Source organism: Vibrio coralliilyticus, from assembly GCF_024449095.1.
GTDB lineage: Bacteria > Pseudomonadota > Gammaproteobacteria > Enterobacterales > Vibrionaceae > Vibrio > Vibrio coralliilyticus_A.
This window is the reverse complement of the sequence record NZ_CP024627.1, coordinates 1,414,341-1,428,857: the sequence shown is the minus strand read 5'-3', so window position 1 is coordinate 1,428,857 and position 14,517 is coordinate 1,414,341. Positions and strand designations below refer to the sequence as shown.

The following is a 14,517-nucleotide window of genomic DNA, read 5'->3' as shown; positions in this document are numbered from 1 at the left end:
CCTAACGCCGCATTAAGGTGTGAGCAACGCTACATAGAAACTAAACCACTGCGCCATAACGCTAAACTGGTAATACCAAGCGTTGGGAATCACTCTTAAATTGCTTGTTAGTTTACCTTTCACACAAATCGCACGATTTAATTAGATTGACCATTTCATGCGAACAACTATAATCTTACTGTAATTCCAGATTTGGAGATTGATCATGCACACATTAACAGCAAATGATGCCAAACGTAATTTTGGTGAGCTACTTCTAAGCGCCCAACGTGAGCCTGTGAAGATTAGCAAAAACAGTAAAGATGCCGTCGTTGTAATGTCTATCAAGGACTATGAAGAACTAGAAGCAATGAAAACCGATTACCTTAAGCACTGTTTCGAGTCAGCGAAACAAGACTTAGCTCAAGGAAATGTGGTTGATGGTGAAGACTTTTTAAACGCCTTATAACCCGCTATGCAAAAGAACAAATACAAACTGAGTAAATTAGCTCAGACTCATTTACGGAAAATCAAAAGCTATACTGTTAACAACTTCTCCGAGACCCAGTGGCGAAGCTATAAAGATACGTTACTAACTGGTTTTCAAATGCTTGCTGATAATCCAGCTGTTGGTCGCAGTTGTGATGACATATACCCAAGCGGGTTCTATTTCCCTGTGGGCAAGCATACCGCTTATTTTACAAAAGAGGATGGCTTCATTTTAGTTGTAGCTATACTCGGTCAATCACAGCTTCCTCAGAACCACTTATAATCAAGGTTTCACCCTAGATTTGGATTTAGGGTGATGATCTCGATTGGTAAACTAACGCCCAATTAAGGGGTGAACAACGCTGCCACCCAACCTAACGCATTGTACCGTAACCACTAAAATTGAAGTAGAAGCCAAAATGCCAAGCGTTGCGAATCACTCTTAAATTGCTTGTTATGTTCGTAGCCATTTGTACATGACGTGGCTATCAACTAACCCTAGATGAGCATGCTTATATGCCTTGGGAATTGTACCTATGATTTGAAACCCTAGCTTCTCCCAAAGCTTCACCGCAACTTCATTGGTAGAGACCACGCTGTTAAATTGCATCGCATCAAAGCCAAGTCTTAGAGCTGTTTCCTGAGAATGTTCACACATAAGGCGTGCAATGCCCTTACCTCTAGCTTCGCTAGAAACCATATATCCACAATTACATATATGGCTACTTGGCCCCATTGCATTTGGCTTGATGTAGTAAGAGCCCAGTACAACGTCATTTTCTACGAAAACAAAAGCTTTCAGGGGAGATTCACACCATAAAGCGAAGGCTTGTTCTAGCGCCATATTTGGGTCAAAGGCATAAGTTTCTTGTGCCTGAATTACCGCTGAAAATGTCGGCCAAAACGACTCAAAATCGGCTTTTGTGATTTCCCTAATCATGAATTTCCTCCTAGAACATAACGCCGCGTTAAGGCGTGACGTAATACGTGCCATACTGTGAACGAAGCGAAACTGGCACGCGTTGCGGAATCGCTCTTGAACGCTTTGTTAGGTGTGTAGCTACTAGTTGAACGTATATAACCTTACTTGGGATGCCAAGGAACTAATACATTCCTGCACTTTATTTTCCTTATACCAAAAAATAAATGTATAGTCGTACGTCTCTTTGATTAATAAATCCAAACTAGGAATAAATATTTCCACAAAATCTCCACCCTCAAAGCTACAAGGATAGTCAGACAAAAAAGAGTCAATATTATTTATTTTGTGCAAAGTTCTCGAATCCCATTCAGCTCTATATATGTCGTATTTTGAGTACAATAGTCGTATTAATTGTTTGAAACGCTCAACCTCATAGGCATCAACTTGATTAAGCTTATAAGCTTCTTCTCTAGTTAACCAGCCACGCCATAGTGAGATAAACCCCTGAGAAAGCACCGGTTTAATTTCGTCATTTTCATCGTAGAAATCAGATATTTTCAAAATGCCCTCCGAACACCTAACGCCGCATTAAGGTGTGAGTAACGCGACCACGAAACCCAACCATACCACCGTAAACACTGAGCTAAACTTTAACACCAAAAGTCCCAAGCGTTAGGAATCACTCTTAAATGCTTTGTTATATATTCATTCTTCTAGTTTACCGGCCACCCATTGTGAACCCAAAGCAGAACGCCTTGCACAGGTACCTGATTCCAGTGCCGTCAAATCGGTTGCATCCTCAGCCACTAGGTGCCCCACACCAATATGATGGGGGCGACCGCTTTCGACGCAACCGTCAATACCACACAGAAACTGCCAGTCTCCATCAAAATCTCTTACAGAAAAGAGCACTGGCCTAGTTTTCTCAAATACATGCGTGCACACAAACACGCCATAATCGTTTCTAAATTTCATAAAAGCCCTAGAATATATAACGCCCTGTTAAGGGGTGAGCAACGTAATACCGGAGCTGCCGCATACCACTTTAACCACTAAAACTAACGCATAGTAAAAATGCCACGCGTTGCGAATCCCTCTTGAACAGTTTGTTAAATTGCTATTTTCCGTAGCTTTGCATTTGCTGATAACACGATTGAGCCACCTGAAATACGCCTTACGTCAAAATAGCCACCTGACGACGAAAGTTGGTGTACCTGAAGTGAATCTGAGTCAAGCCTGTCAAACCAGTATGGAGCTAAAGAACATTGAGCAGAGCCTGTCGCTAGATCTTCAGATATACCAATTTTGGGCGCAAAATATCTTAATACGTACCCATTTTCGCCATTTGCTGCAGTCACGATTAAAGCATGGTAATTACCAAGCTGTTTAAAGCGCATATCATCAGGCTTAAAATCTCTTACAGATTCTATTGAGGGCAAGACTATAACTAAGTCTCGAGTTGAAAATACGTCAATAGCATCAGCTGCCAAATCCGCTATTTCTGGCGGAACAACACATGTTTCACTTTTCCAGCTAGGCATCTCAAGAGTATACGCACCATTCTTTTTGGCAATTGAGAGGTCTCCGTATTTGCTAATGAAAAGTACACTATCGAGTTTGTACTTAGAGATGATTGCAGCACCAGCCCCTAAGCTACCATGCCCACACAGGTTAATTTCCCCATCCAGCGCAAACCAACGAATGTGAAACTGTCCATTAATTGGGATGACAAAAGAGGTAACAGGAAGTCCTGCTTCACAAGTTATTTTCTGTAACTCTTCATCAGAAAGCCAACTATCAAGCTCTAATACACCACAAGGGTTACCAGAAGCCGACTCACCACCAAACACATCATATGTTTCTAATTTGATAATTCACCACCCTCGATTGCAATTTACCGCCCTTGCTAAGCGGCTACCAACGATACCACAAAACTTAAACCAACCACCGTAAACACTAAACATAACCAGACACAAAATCGCCAAGCGTTGGTTGTCCGTCTTGAGCGGATGGTTAGGTATGCTCACTACAAACACCTTTGCTAGCTTGAGCTATAGGACTAAACTATAAAACACCAAAGCTGCTGCACCGCAATAACCACACAAGCCGAATAACAACCAAATCACTATTTTTGCGGTGGTTCACTGAAGCAAAAAAACTAACCGGATGTATATAGCGAACTTTCAACGAACAAACTTGGCCAAAAGCACTTAAAACGGAAAATCCTCAGCCACTGACGTCAAAGCTTACCAATTGAATGAAGCTTTCACCTGAAAATCTTCGAGCCACGTGGCCGCTAAAATTCGCGACAAATAAGATTATTGAAGTGGCTGATATCAAGACTAAAAAGCCGTACAAGCTTAAAGCAACCTAACGCCGCATTAAGGTGTGAGCGACGCTTGGCTATACTTGAGCGAAGCGAAACCGCCAAGCGTTGAGAATCACTCTTAAATGCTTTGTTATATACCCTTAACTCCCGAAATAAAATTATGATAGGTTGACCAACTGGGTTCTGAACTTATCGAGATTTCAATTGGATATACTTTATGATCAATAAGTAACTCGTTTAGTTTAGCCATCCAACTATCTGCATCTTTGACATACCATAACCACTCTTTTCGGCCATCCCCTGTAACCACGAGCAGTTAGATGGCTCATACCGTTTTGGTCCAGTGTTTCTAGAGCATCCTCAAATAAAACTTGCTCTTCATTTGTTTGCTGATCGGGCATACCATTATTTACATTTTCATTAAAAGGCCAATAGATACTAACTAAGGTTGGAAAGTCAGATTCATTTTGACCTTCAGGCACATTTTCCATACTTCTATAAATTACTGGATTACCGTTTTGCTCCCCTCGGGCAGTAAAATACATATTCTGAGCGACTGCTTCAGCCATAAGCAAACTCCATATGATTAATATCCTAAAAAACTTCAATATACTCTGTTCCTTTTTGGGTATATAACGCCGCATTAAGGTGTGAGCGGCGCTTGGCTATACTTGAGCGAAGCGAAACTGCCAAGCGTTGCGAATCACTCTTAAATGCTTTGTTAGATGCCAGATCACTGAACCTGATTTAGTAGTGGTAACGACACGAGATTATCGTTATCGCTTGATCATCGACTGCGTAAACAAGCCTATTAGTGTCATCAACACGACGAGACCAAAAACCAGATAAGTTCTCTTTTAACGGCTCTGGTTTACCGATACCCTCAAATGGGGAGCGCTTTACATCATTGATGAGTTTGTTGATGCGCTTGAGTGTTTTCTTGTCTTGAGTTTGCCAATACAGGTAGTCATCCCAAGCGTCATCAGTCCACGATAGTAAACGTTGACTACTACTCATCAATTAACTCTCGTGTTGTTGTTTTACCAGCGCGGTACTGTGCTATCGAACGGTTTAGGTGTTCAGCGTTTTGAGGAGAGCGTAGTAAGTGAACGGTCTCCATAAGGCTATTGTAGTAGTCTAAAGACATAACCACAGCATCTTCAGAATCACGGCGTGTAATAACTGTTGTATCAGCGTCATTAACTACACCGTCCAAAACAGCTTTAAGACCATTTCTAGCTTCAGTAAAAGATACGATTCTCATAAGAACCTCCACATGTACATTTAATGGAACAAGTATAGTCTTCACTCACATAGTTGTACAGTACATTGAACATACGATGTTAATAAGGCAACTAACGCCGCGTTAATGGGCAGACAACGCTACCACATACTTAAACCATTGTAACAGCAACACTAATGCCAAAATGAGAGCCAAAACTGCCAAGCGTTGACTGTCCCTTTGAACGCTTTGTTATGCCACTAGCGGTCACTGATTGCGACTTTACTTGCTAGACCAATGAGTAAAACACCCGAAAATCCCTCCAGTATTCGTGAATAACGCTGAGAATTCGGGCGACTAAAGACCCAACTACCCACTGATGCATACAAAACATTACACATTGTAGCTAATACGCTAAATAGCAAACCAAGCACCAATAATTGCATTGAAGCCGAACCTGCTGAGGCATCAATAAACTGAGGAAGGAATGAAAGGAAGAATAGTGCTACCTTAGGGTTTAAAACACTAACGATAACACCTTGTAAAAATACATTTTTGTCGCTGTCAACGCTTTCACTTACCACTAATTTGCTATCCCCACGCCACATAGAGAGTAACGACTGAACACCCAAATAGACTAGGTAAGCAGCACCTAGCCATTTTACGGCACTAAAAGCTACCGCTGAGCTGAGGATGATTGCGGATAAACCTAAAGACGCAGCTAATGTATGAACAAAGTAACCAACACCAAGCCCCATTGCAGCTTTAAACCCTGTAACCAGCTTACCTTTCATTGTGTTTGAAACAATGTAGATAACGTCTGGCCCCGGTATCATATTGATAGCCAAACAAGCGACTACAAATAATAGTAGTGAATTAAAATCCATTTCCTTTCCTCCATATTTGATTGCTGTGGCATAACGCCCTGTTAAGGTGTGAGCAACGCAATACCGAAGCTCCCGCATACCACCTTAAACACTAAACGCAACGCATAGTAAAAATGCCACGCGTTGCGAATCACTCTTAAACAGTTTGTTAGCTAATTTACTACAACGATTGTTTTCGCAAGTTTGTCACCTAATCTCTGCCTTCTTTTACCTAGAATAAAGATCGCGTCAATCATACCGATTATTGGTGTCAAAACATTGCGGAAAAACGACTGAGGAAAACTACAACTTTTTCCTGTAACTGAGTCTATAACTGAAATACCTAGTAGCTTCTTACCAAGGCTTTGACCTTTTGCGAAACCATCAGAAAGTAGGAAATAAAAAGCAGCGGCAGAAAAGGCGATTAAGCCAGATGAGTCTTGGGATAAACCAATTAATGTACCGAGCCAAAGAAAGAAAATAAATATTGCGGCACTTATTGCACCATCAATGATTTGTCCTAAATACCGAAGACCCGGGCTTGCAAGCCTATGCGATTCGATAATCGAATCTCTATCTGTTTCCACTTACTTCTCCTCCATGTGAGTTAGATGTCGAATAAATTTGCTAACGCCGCATTAAGGTGTGAGCAACGCTACCACAAAACTTAACCATACCATCGTAAACACAAAACCCAACGATGGAATGAAAAATGCCGAGCGTTGTGAATCACTCTTAAATGCTTTGTTAGCTGAGTGGCCTATAAATAAACTCAGGCTATTCTTGAAGCTTTTTAGGATCTATAAACTTGAACAGCCTGATAGTCTCACCCGAATTATCAACTATTTCAGCCTCAATCGGAAATCCCCTCCATGCATTTACGCTTATACCTTCAGATAATTGCTCAGAGTTCAGATTCACCCTATCATGGTCAAAATCATTTTTAGGGAAAATTATTTTCGCTTCATTGAAGGTTGCTGGTTGATTATCTTGTTTAGAAACAACCTGTATTACCGTGTGATAATTTTTCGTAAGAATTCCCTTACCTTCAAGCCAACTCTTTAAGCTCGTGGATTCTTGTGGTAGTAATTCAACTCGAATTTCATATTTTTCATTGGAGGCATTTTCTAATTCGTTAAAAGGAAGGGCTTGATTACGCTGAGTCCAGTCATAGAAATACGGTCTATTTTGCTCGATAATCTCCTCTGCCATTACAGAAGTTGTACCAGTTGCCATAGCAAAGATAATTAAAGAATTAATCACATACAAAATCACCTTAGTTAACTTTGATGTCTTGTCCAACTTAAACTCATTACTTTGAAACACCATTAGTCCAACCAAAAAGCTTAGAGCTATTGAACAGAACGCAACAGACAACCCAAAATTCTTAAAGAATGCCCCTGATATTAACGCAACAATAGCCCCAGCAGCTGCCGGAGTTGGCATAGATTTAGGGTTTAAAAATTCTTCAACTTTAGTTCCTGACATTGCGGCCTCCTGTTTTATACTAGCTGGGCGATTCCTTGCACTTTGCTTGGACTTTCATAGATACAACTAATAACTCTAGCGTAGAAGCACAACGCTGACTTCAAAGAATGTTAACAACCATGATGCAGCGATAGATTCTTTGCTTTGCGATCAGCTAACGCCCTTGCTAAGCGGCTACCAACAATACCATAAAACTCAAACAAACCACCGTAAACACGATACCCAACCAGATACAAACCCGCCAAGCGTTGGTTGTCCGTCTTGAGCTGATGGTTAGGTATGCTCATCAAACATGCCTTTGCTCGTTGGTGCTATAGGACTCCCCCAAGCAACACCCAAGCCAACTGCACCGCAATAACCACCGAAACTGAATAGCAATCACATACTTTTTTGCGGTGGTTCACTAAAGCAAAAAACTAGCCGGATGGAAATAGCTAACTTTCAACGAACAAGCTTGGCCAAGAGCACTTAAAACCAGAAAAAACTCAGCCACTAACGTCAAAGCTTGCCAGTTGAATGAAACTTTCACCTGAAAAAGTTCGAGCCACTTAGCCGCAGAAACTCGCGACAGAGAAAGATTTGAAGTGGCTGAGTACAAAACTACAAACCGTGCAATCTTAAAGCAACCTAACGCCGCATTAAGTGGTGATCAACGCAGACCACCCTGCCTAACCCATTGTGCCGTAAAAGCAAACCGAAAATGCCGAGCGTTGGGAATCCGTCTTAAATGCTTTGTTAGGCTTGTTGCTGGCAAAGAGTAATAGGCAGCTTTTTAATTCCGTACTCTCTATTTGCCCATACATAAAACTAATGCTGATCGGTTTAGAGACTTGAACGATCCTGAGATCGTATGATAATCCCCACTAACAAAGTTAGTGGGGATTTTTTATGTTTGCTCAAGAGCTGCTTTTGGCACATGAGACTATTGAGGATGGTAAAAATTACGAGTCTGTAGTTAATGCCATTCAGCTTGAATGGATAGAACAAGCTTTGCTTGATACGTCTAAAGCAAGCATTAGAAGGCGACGCTTACCAGCGCAACAAGCCGTCTGGCTCGTCATTTGGATGGGACTACAACGAAATAAATCAATCAAAGAAGTATGCAGTTCTCTTGACCTAGCTCTCCAACCTAAGCCTCAGGATTCTTGGTCTCGTGTTGCACCTAGCGTACTTACTGACTCTAGGCGACGTTTGGACGAAGCTCCTCTCGCTGCTTTGTTTAAAACCTCTGTGGCAGCTTGGGAGAGAAACGCATTAGTGAAAGATAAGGGGCTAGGGCTAAACATTATGGCCGTGGATGGTACCACTTTTCGTTGCCAAGATTCAGAAGACAATGCGCAAGCGTTTGGATTCATTTCTCAAAAACATAAACCTTATCCTCAACTGCGCTTGGTCGGTCTGATGGCTACCGAGACACGTTTTATGGTAGGGGCTGCATTCGATGCTTGTCAGGTCGGTGAGACAACACTGGCACGCCGATTATTAGGAGACGTGCCAGCAAACTCACTCAAATTGTTTGATCGTTGCTACTTTTCTGCCGACCTATTGATATCGTGGAATGCTGCTGCCTCCAATAGCCACTGGCTAACCCCTGTGAAACGCAAAGTAAGATATGAAGTTTTGGAGCGTTTTGCTGAAAACGACATGCTTATCTCTATGCCTGTTTCACAGCAAGCTCAGCGCAATAACCCTAATTTGCCGACTCATTGGCAAGCACGCCTCATCCTCTACAAAGACCCAAAAGGTGAAATTGAAGGCTTTATAACTTCACTGGTTGATCCTGAGAAATACTCATTAGAAAACTTATTGACTGTCTATTGGCAACGCTGGGAAATAGAAGAAGGTTACGGTGAGATAAAACAAACTCAGTTACAAAATGAAGTCACCTTGAGAAGTCGTTTTGCTGCTGGTGTTAGACAAGAGCTCTGGGGAATATTACTGGCGTACAATTTGGTGCGCTTAGAGATGGTTCATATTGCTAAAGACGCTGAGGTAAGGCCAACTAGAGTGAGCTTTACAGCGGCAATAAATTTGATAGATACCCAGCTACGTTGGCTAGCGCTTAGCCCTGACGGAACTCTACCGAGCAAACTCAAGCAAATGAGGGAAAGCATAAGTCACTTCATTTTACCGGATAAAAGGAAGGACCGAACGTATCGACGTTCAGTCCTTTTTGTCCCACCCAAATACCCATTTAGGTATAAGCGTTAATGCTTATCCTAACGACATTACATACATAAAACTGCCTTTTACGATTGAACTTAACATTTCAGCGTGAGAAACAGCCCGAAACAACATCATATAAGCGCTGCCCTGACGATCAAAATGTAACTCTAGCGGGTCGCCTTTATCATGGTGCTTCACTGTATTCTTTGCCCCATTTGTGATTTTTTTGACCTCACCTTTTGATATATGTGGCGTACCGTAATAGTTTCTGAGCATTATTGTAAAACGCCAGTCATTGTCAGTTGCTGAATAGCTTTGCGTTTCCAACAATATGCCACAAAATACTTCATCAGCAGCACCAAGTAACGTTAGTGCTGAAACGTAGCGACCTTTAAAGTAAAGATCTATACCATCTTCTAGTTGCTCTTTGGCTAAGTTAATTTTCTTCGATTTTGCTGCCATTTCTTCCCTAAAGCCTAACGCCCTGCTAAGGGGTGAACAACGCATATCATCAAAACTAAGCCATTGTGCCGTAAACACATAAACTCATTCAAACCAACATTGCCGAGCGTTGTGAATCCCTCTTGAGCAGATTGTTATGTGTTGATTAACCATGCTGAAGCCAGAAAGCAAGCTAGAGAAATAAGTACACCTAAAAATGGAATTTTAAACCAGTATTTTTTGGCCAAAATTAAATATGACACACCAACCGCTACTGGTAAAAGAGAAAACCAAATAGAGTTCTTAATGACTTCGAAATGGTTAACGGCCAATGGAAGGTAAATTGCTGGTAGCAACATGGCGCCTAAACTATGGCTAGCATTGAAGCCTATCCAAGCGCGCCACATTGTGGTTTCTTTGGTAAGTCTTGGTGACGTACTTTTCATGGCAGTAAACACTGAAGCGTCATAAGGGTTAAACTTTTCTGTGAAAAATGTATACACCAAGTGGATAGCGCCCAGAACACCGAATATTGACACTCCAATTATTATTAATATTTGACTCATATTCCCTCCCTAATTTGACACATAACGCCCTTGCTAAGTGTCTGACAACGCATAGCTACTCTGCTTGAACAAACCACCGTAAACATTGTATCGAACTAGAGCCAAAATTGCCGAGCGTTGGCAGTCCACCTTGAGCAGTTTGTTATACGCCAGAACGCTATTTTAGCAACTGCTCTAGTTTATTTGTCTCTTGGTCTGAAAACGTGACGTAGCCAATCGGTACATTGGTATCTAAGCTCTCGATAATGTAACTAGCACTGTCAGCACCAAAGCCACCACACAGTTCAATTACCTGTATTCCACTTTCAATCATCGCTTTTGCCACAACAATAGCCTCATCATCACTACTCACACCAACGACATGAGTCGAAAATTCCGGCGCATTCAAATCCGTAGAATCACGAACATGACTATAACTTTCTGCCTTTATGATAAACCCGTAACGCTTGATCATATTTATCCCTTAGACCTAAACATCGATTGGCGTATAACGCCTTTGCTAAGCGGCTACCAACGATACCACAAAACTCAAACAAACCACCGTAAACACCGAACACAACCAAACACAAACTACCAAGCGTTGGTTGTCCGTCTTGAGCTGATTGTTAGGTATGCTCATTACGAACATCTATGTTCGCTTAAGCTATAGGACTCCCCCATGAAACACCAAGGCCAACTGCACCGCAATAACCACCAAAACTGGATAATAACCGCGTCACTGTTTTTGCGATAGCTCGCTGAAGCCAAAAAGCTAACCAAATTGAGAGAGCGAACTTTCAATGAATAAACTTGGACAAGAGCACTTAAAAACAGAAAACACTCAATCACTAACGTCAAAACTTGGCAGTTGAATGAAACCTTCACGTGCAAATGTTCGAGCTACATGGCCGCTTAAATTCGTGACAAACAAAACAATTGAAGTGGCTGAGCACCCAACTAAAAAACGACCAAATCTAAAACAACCTAACGCCCAATTAAGGGGGGAACAACGCCTCCACCCAGACCTAAAGCATTGTGCCATAAACACTAAATCTGAAGTAGAAGCAAAAGTGCCAAGCGTTGTGAATCCCTCTTAAATTGTTTGTTATACATTTTCTTTCAATGTGTTAGAGAAAAACTGCTTGATATACACCTCTACTTTATCAACCTCTTCATCAAAGTAAGCAACCACACCACCATCAAGCTCTATTTTTAAGCTTGATACATCAAAGTCTTTCGAGAAAGCTGATGAAAATGCCCCTTGATGTCGCACTGTTTTTTTAACTACAGGCTGATACATTGTAATACCCCGATGCTTACTGCCATTGGCTATATCTTGCATGTAGCCGAGAGCGGGACAAGAGCCTTTCATGAAATTTTGGAAATCTCGTTTTTTGGGGTACGTTATAGCTAATGAAGGATATTCTTGATAAATCCACTCCACAATGTGCCATGAAAAAATTGCACAGATTACCGCAGAGCCAGAAGATAACGGCTCTTTGCGATACTCTTCAGCTAAACGTGAAAATTCTTGAAATAGATCTTTTGAATTTTTAATATCAAATGAATAGCTCAACTTTACCTCCAAATGTATAACGCCGCATTAAGGTGTGAGCGGCGCTTGGCTATACTTGAGCGAAGCGAAACTGCCAAGCGTTGCGAATCACTCTTAAATGCTTTGTTATACGCGTACCTAACCCTTCTTTATTTAAGCGGACCTTTATCAAATTGCTTTAAGCCATCAGTGATTTCATTCCAAGGTGCTTTTGAGCCTGTAAAAATATGAAAACTTGGCTTGTGAGTCGGCTCGTTATCTAAAATACCCAAGCGAATGTTGTACTTACCCGTTTTGAGTTTTCGCGAAAATAAGCTCGAACCACAACAACTACAAAACGCTAATTCCGTCTCCGCGCTCTTCTTGAAAACGGATACAAACTCTTCACCGGATTTAAAGCCAAATTTATCAGAGCTTAATCCACCAACTGACGAGTAATCCGAACCAGTGAACTTTCTACATTCAGAACAATGGCAATTGCCCATATATTCAAATTCATCTGAAACTTCTATCTGAATCTTTCTGCACAGGCACGAACCAACTAATTTTCTCATTATTATTTCCTATAAACTATCAAGCGTATAACGCCCTTGCTAAGCGGCAACCAACGATACCACAAAACTACAGCAAACCACCGTAAACACTAAACACAACCAGACGCAAAATCGCCAAGCGTTGTGAATCACTCTTAAACGCCTTGTTAGAGGTGTGGCTAAAACTGGGTACGATTCAAAATACGCCCTAATCGCTCATTAATTTCTCGCGACTCTCTACTCTTCAAGTCCAGTTCACGAGCAAACAACTGACACGCTTCAGCGAAAACTGCAATTGTTGTTTCTATGTGTGCTACCACATAGTCGTACTTAGGCAAGTTTTCCGCGAAGTCTCTCAAGTCACCTACTTTTGGAGAACTTTTACTACCTGAATAAAATATGATTTCTTTAACCTTTCCTGATTTAGACAAGTCAGATGACATTGTAAATGTGTGTAATAAAGAACACCTATAACCCCAGAGATCTTCCGATGTATATTCAATCTCTGGATTGCTACATATATACTTGTCAGCCCATGCTTTGAATGACTTACCTGACGATTTTGTTTCGGAAGCCGGAGCATTGAGCAATCCGAATGCGTCAATTGCAGACATGCAATTATGAGAGCTTGAGTTTGTAGACTATTTTTCTGAAGTAGCTTTATAGCACTCAAGGTTTCAACTAAATATGTCTCTATAATTTCTGAAGTACGTTTGGGACTTTTGAACATGAAAACCTCTAACGCCCTTGCTAAGCGGCTAACAACGATACCACAAAACTCAGACAAACCACCGTAAACACTAAAAACCACCAAAGACAAAACCGCCAGGCGTTGGTTGTCCGTCTTGAGCTGATGGTTAGGTATGCTCATTACGAACGCTTTGCTCGCTGGTGCTATAGGACTAACCCATGAAACACCAAAGCCAACTGCACCGCAATAACCACCGAGGCTGAATAACAACCACGCCACTATTTTAGCGGTGGTTCGCTGAAGCCCAAAAGCTAACCAAGTTGATAGAACAAACTACCAATGAATAGACTTGGACAAGAGCACTTAAAAACAGAAAACACTCAGCCACTGACGGCAAAGCTTGCCAGTTGAATGAAACTTTCACCCGAAAAAGCTAGAGCCACATAGCTGCTGAAATTCGCGACAAACAAGATTATTGAAGTGGCTGATTAAAAAACCAAAAACCGTACTCGCCTAAAGCAACCTAACGCCGCATTAAGGTGTGAGCAACGCTACATAGAAACTAAACCACTGCGCCATAACGCTAAACTGGTAATACCAAGCGTTGGGAATCACTCTTAAATTGCTTGTTAGTTTACCTTTCACACAAATCGCACGATTTAATTAGATTGACCATTTCATGCGAACAACTATAATCTTACTGTAATTCCAGATTTGGAGATTGATCATGCACACATTAACAGCAAATGATGCCAAACGTAATTTTGGTGAGCTACTTCTAAGCGCCCAACGTGAGCCTGTGAAGATTAGCAAAAACAGTAAAGATGCCGTCGTTGTAATGTCTATCAAGGACTATGAAGAACTAGAAGCAATGAAAACCGATTACCTTAAGCACTGTTTCGAGTCAGCGAAACAAGACTTAGCTCAAGGAAATGTGGTTGATGGTGAAGACTTTTTAAACGCCTTATAACCCGCTATGCAAAAGAACAAATACAAACTGAGTAAATTAGCTCAGACTCATTTACGGAAAATCAAAAGCTATACTGTTAACAACTTCTCCGAGACCCAGTGGCGAAGCTATAAAGATACGTTACTAACTGGTTTTCAAATGCTTGCTGATAATCCAGCTGTTGGTCGCAGTTGTGATGACATATACCCAAGCGGGTTCTATTTCCCCGCGGGCAAGCATACCGCTTACTTTACAAAAGAAGATTGCTTCATTTTAGTTGTAGCCGTACTCGGACAATCACAACTTCCTCAGAACCACTTGTAATCAAATTTCACCCTAGAA

At 41.4% G+C, this 14,517-nt stretch carries 24 protein-coding genes; 5 read left to right on the top strand and 19 right to left on the bottom strand.

What is annotated here, in order from left to right:
• Nucleotides 1-205 precede the first annotated feature (205 nt).
• Complete coding sequence (locus CTT30_RS06900) at nucleotides 206-448, top strand: type II toxin-antitoxin system Phd/YefM family antitoxin (protein ID WP_005526987.1); 243 nt, start codon at nucleotides 206-208, stop codon at nucleotides 446-448.
• Between the two features lie 6 nt (nucleotides 449-454).
• Nucleotides 455-751 (top strand): type II toxin-antitoxin system RelE/ParE family toxin, encoded by a 297-nt coding sequence (locus CTT30_RS06895; protein ID WP_252036463.1) that lies wholly within the window; start codon nucleotides 455-457, stop codon nucleotides 749-751.
• Between the two features lie 171 nt (nucleotides 752-922).
• Here the strand turns inward: CTT30_RS06895 and CTT30_RS06890 are convergent, their stop codons facing one another.
• From CTT30_RS06890 to CTT30_RS06825, 13 genes are all read right to left on the bottom strand, one after another.
• Complete coding sequence (locus CTT30_RS06890; protein ID WP_252036462.1) at nucleotides 923-1,408, bottom strand: GNAT family N-acetyltransferase; 486 nt, start codon at nucleotides 1,406-1,408, stop codon at nucleotides 923-925.
• Between the two features lie 123 nt (nucleotides 1,409-1,531).
• Nucleotides 1,532-1,951, bottom strand: coding sequence for a hypothetical protein (locus CTT30_RS06885; protein ID WP_252036358.1), 420 nt, complete (start codon nucleotides 1,949-1,951; stop codon nucleotides 1,532-1,534).
• A gap of 144 nt (nucleotides 1,952-2,095) precedes the next feature.
• The gene (locus CTT30_RS06880) at nucleotides 2,096-2,365 is read right to left on the bottom strand and encodes a hypothetical protein (RefSeq protein WP_252036461.1); all 270 of its coding nucleotides are present in this window, start codon (nucleotides 2,363-2,365) and stop codon (nucleotides 2,096-2,098) included.
• Between the two features lie 134 nt (nucleotides 2,366-2,499).
• Complete coding sequence (locus CTT30_RS06870; RefSeq protein WP_353505746.1) at nucleotides 2,500-3,240, bottom strand: PhzF family protein; 741 nt, start codon at nucleotides 3,238-3,240, stop codon at nucleotides 2,500-2,502.
• A 24-nt stretch (nucleotides 3,241-3,264) separates the two neighbouring features.
• Nucleotides 3,265-3,417: a hypothetical protein gene (locus CTT30_RS06865; RefSeq protein WP_252036460.1), complete on the bottom strand. Its 153-nt coding sequence runs from the start codon at nucleotides 3,415-3,417 to the stop codon at nucleotides 3,265-3,267.
• A 432-nt stretch (nucleotides 3,418-3,849) separates the two neighbouring features.
• Nucleotides 3,850-3,969 (bottom strand): hypothetical protein, encoded by a 120-nt coding sequence (locus tag CTT30_RS23395; protein WP_353505745.1) that lies wholly within the window; start codon nucleotides 3,967-3,969, stop codon nucleotides 3,850-3,852.
• Between the two features lie 4 nt (nucleotides 3,970-3,973).
• The gene (locus CTT30_RS06860; protein ID WP_252036459.1) at nucleotides 3,974-4,288 is read right to left on the bottom strand and encodes a hypothetical protein; all 315 of its coding nucleotides are present in this window, start codon (nucleotides 4,286-4,288) and stop codon (nucleotides 3,974-3,976) included.
• A gap of 178 nt (nucleotides 4,289-4,466) precedes the next feature.
• Nucleotides 4,467-4,736 (bottom strand): Txe/YoeB family addiction module toxin, encoded by a 270-nt coding sequence (locus CTT30_RS06855; RefSeq protein WP_252036458.1) that lies wholly within the window; start codon nucleotides 4,734-4,736, stop codon nucleotides 4,467-4,469.
• Entirely contained in the window at nucleotides 4,729-4,983 is a 255-nt protein-coding gene (locus CTT30_RS06850; RefSeq protein WP_252036457.1) for a type II toxin-antitoxin system Phd/YefM family antitoxin, read from the bottom strand. The genes CTT30_RS06855 and CTT30_RS06850 overlap by 8 nt, the downstream gene beginning before the upstream one ends.
• A 218-nt stretch (nucleotides 4,984-5,201) precedes the next feature.
• Nucleotides 5,202-5,828, bottom strand: coding sequence for a LysE family translocator (locus CTT30_RS06845; RefSeq protein ID WP_252036456.1), 627 nt, complete (start codon nucleotides 5,826-5,828; stop codon nucleotides 5,202-5,204).
• Between the two features lie 152 nt (nucleotides 5,829-5,980).
• On the bottom strand, nucleotides 5,981-6,394 hold the full coding sequence (locus tag CTT30_RS06835) for an RDD family protein (protein WP_038162647.1): 414 nt from the start codon (nucleotides 6,392-6,394) through the stop codon (nucleotides 5,981-5,983).
• Nucleotides 6,395-6,584: 190 nt separating this feature from the next.
• Entirely contained in the window at nucleotides 6,585-7,295 is a 711-nt protein-coding gene (locus CTT30_RS06830; protein WP_252036455.1) for a hypothetical protein, read from the bottom strand.
• Nucleotides 7,296-7,405: 110 nt separating this feature from the next.
• Complete coding sequence (locus CTT30_RS06825; protein ID WP_252036454.1) at nucleotides 7,406-7,582, bottom strand: hypothetical protein; 177 nt, start codon at nucleotides 7,580-7,582, stop codon at nucleotides 7,406-7,408.
• Between the two features lie 601 nt (nucleotides 7,583-8,183).
• On the opposite strand from CTT30_RS06825, the gene CTT30_RS06820 reads away from it, so the two are divergent.
• Nucleotides 8,184-9,506 carry an IS4 family transposase gene (locus tag CTT30_RS06820; RefSeq protein ID WP_252040103.1) on the top strand — a complete coding sequence of 441 codons (1,323 nt, stop codon included), beginning with the start codon at nucleotides 8,184-8,186 and terminating at the stop codon, nucleotides 9,504-9,506.
• A 3-nt stretch (nucleotides 9,507-9,509) separates the two neighbouring features.
• On the opposite strand, the gene CTT30_RS06815 is transcribed toward CTT30_RS06820, so the two are convergent.
• The 6 genes from CTT30_RS06815 to CTT30_RS06785 all read right to left on the bottom strand — a co-directional run bounded on the left by CTT30_RS06815 (nucleotide 9,510) and on the right by CTT30_RS06785 (nucleotide 13,149).
• Complete coding sequence (locus CTT30_RS06815; RefSeq protein WP_252036452.1) at nucleotides 9,510-9,923, bottom strand: hypothetical protein; 414 nt, start codon at nucleotides 9,921-9,923, stop codon at nucleotides 9,510-9,512.
• A gap of 134 nt (nucleotides 9,924-10,057) precedes the next feature.
• Complete coding sequence (locus tag CTT30_RS06810) at nucleotides 10,058-10,468, bottom strand: LIC_13387 family protein (RefSeq protein ID WP_252036451.1); 411 nt, start codon at nucleotides 10,466-10,468, stop codon at nucleotides 10,058-10,060.
• 157 nt (nucleotides 10,469-10,625) lie between these two features.
• On the bottom strand, nucleotides 10,626-10,922 hold the full coding sequence (locus CTT30_RS06805; RefSeq protein ID WP_252036450.1) for a DUF6506 family protein: 297 nt from the start codon (nucleotides 10,920-10,922) through the stop codon (nucleotides 10,626-10,628).
• Nucleotides 10,923-11,552: 630 nt separating this feature from the next.
• Complete coding sequence (locus tag CTT30_RS06800) at nucleotides 11,553-12,023, bottom strand: hypothetical protein (protein WP_252036393.1); 471 nt, start codon at nucleotides 12,021-12,023, stop codon at nucleotides 11,553-11,555.
• A 128-nt stretch (nucleotides 12,024-12,151) separates the two neighbouring features.
• Nucleotides 12,152-12,556, bottom strand: coding sequence for a GFA family protein (locus tag CTT30_RS06795; protein WP_252036449.1), 405 nt, complete (start codon nucleotides 12,554-12,556; stop codon nucleotides 12,152-12,154).
• A gap of 158 nt (nucleotides 12,557-12,714) precedes the next feature.
• A complete protein-coding gene (locus tag CTT30_RS06785; RefSeq protein ID WP_252036447.1) occupies nucleotides 12,715-13,149 on the bottom strand; it encodes a hypothetical protein in 435 nt (144 codons plus the stop codon).
• An 804-nt stretch (nucleotides 13,150-13,953) separates the two neighbouring features.
• Here CTT30_RS06785 and CTT30_RS06780 point away from each other — a divergent pair.
• Nucleotides 13,954-14,196: a type II toxin-antitoxin system Phd/YefM family antitoxin gene (locus CTT30_RS06780; protein ID WP_005526987.1), complete on the top strand. Its 243-nt coding sequence runs from the start codon at nucleotides 13,954-13,956 to the stop codon at nucleotides 14,194-14,196.
• A gap of 6 nt (nucleotides 14,197-14,202) precedes the next feature.
• Nucleotides 14,203-14,499 carry a type II toxin-antitoxin system RelE/ParE family toxin gene (locus CTT30_RS06775; protein WP_252036446.1) on the top strand — a complete coding sequence of 99 codons (297 nt, stop codon included), beginning with the start codon at nucleotides 14,203-14,205 and terminating at the stop codon, nucleotides 14,497-14,499.
• Nucleotides 14,500-14,517: the final 18 nt, after the last annotated feature.

Coding starts and splice junctions, on each gene's coding strand:
- CTT30_RS06900 (WP_005526987.1), top strand. CDS start 206: ATGCACACATTAACAGCAAATGATGCCAAACGTAATTTTGGTGAGCTA.
- CTT30_RS06895 (WP_252036463.1), top strand. CDS start 455: ATGCAAAAGAACAAATACAAACTGAGTAAATTAGCTCAGACTCATTTA.
- CTT30_RS06890 (WP_252036462.1), bottom strand. CDS start 1,408: ATGATTAGGGAAATCACAAAAGCCGATTTTGAGTCGTTTTGGCCGACA.
- CTT30_RS06880 (WP_252036461.1), bottom strand. CDS start 2,365: ATGAAATTTAGAAACGATTATGGCGTGTTTGTGTGCACGCATGTATTT.
- CTT30_RS23395 (WP_353505745.1), bottom strand. CDS start 3,969: ATGGCTAAACTAAACGAGTTACTTATTGATCATAAAGTATATCCAATT.
- CTT30_RS06860 (WP_252036459.1), bottom strand. CDS start 4,288: ATGGCTGAAGCAGTCGCTCAGAATATGTATTTTACTGCCCGAGGGGAG.
- CTT30_RS06855 (WP_252036458.1), bottom strand. CDS start 4,736: ATGAGTAGTAGTCAACGTTTACTATCGTGGACTGATGACGCTTGGGAT.
- CTT30_RS06850 (WP_252036457.1), bottom strand. CDS start 4,983: ATGAGAATCGTATCTTTTACTGAAGCTAGAAATGGTCTTAAAGCTGTT.
- CTT30_RS06845 (WP_252036456.1), bottom strand. CDS start 5,828: ATGGATTTTAATTCACTACTATTATTTGTAGTCGCTTGTTTGGCTATC.
- CTT30_RS06830 (WP_252036455.1), bottom strand. CDS start 7,295: ATGTCAGGAACTAAAGTTGAAGAATTTTTAAACCCTAAATCTATGCCA.
- CTT30_RS06825 (WP_252036454.1), bottom strand. CDS start 7,582: ATGAGCATACCTAACCATCAGCTCAAGACGGACAACCAACGCTTGGCG.
- CTT30_RS06820 (WP_252040103.1), top strand. CDS start 8,184: ATGTTTGCTCAAGAGCTGCTTTTGGCACATGAGACTATTGAGGATGGT.
- CTT30_RS06815 (WP_252036452.1), bottom strand. CDS start 9,923: ATGGCAGCAAAATCGAAGAAAATTAACTTAGCCAAAGAGCAACTAGAA.
- CTT30_RS06810 (WP_252036451.1), bottom strand. CDS start 10,468: ATGAGTCAAATATTAATAATAATTGGAGTGTCAATATTCGGTGTTCTG.
- CTT30_RS06805 (WP_252036450.1), bottom strand. CDS start 10,922: ATGATCAAGCGTTACGGGTTTATCATAAAGGCAGAAAGTTATAGTCAT.
- CTT30_RS06795 (WP_252036449.1), bottom strand. CDS start 12,556: ATGAGAAAATTAGTTGGTTCGTGCCTGTGCAGAAAGATTCAGATAGAA.
- CTT30_RS06785 (WP_252036447.1), bottom strand. CDS start 13,149: ATGTCTGCAATTGACGCATTCGGATTGCTCAATGCTCCGGCTTCCGAA.
- CTT30_RS06780 (WP_005526987.1), top strand. CDS start 13,954: ATGCACACATTAACAGCAAATGATGCCAAACGTAATTTTGGTGAGCTA.
- CTT30_RS06775 (WP_252036446.1), top strand. CDS start 14,203: ATGCAAAAGAACAAATACAAACTGAGTAAATTAGCTCAGACTCATTTA.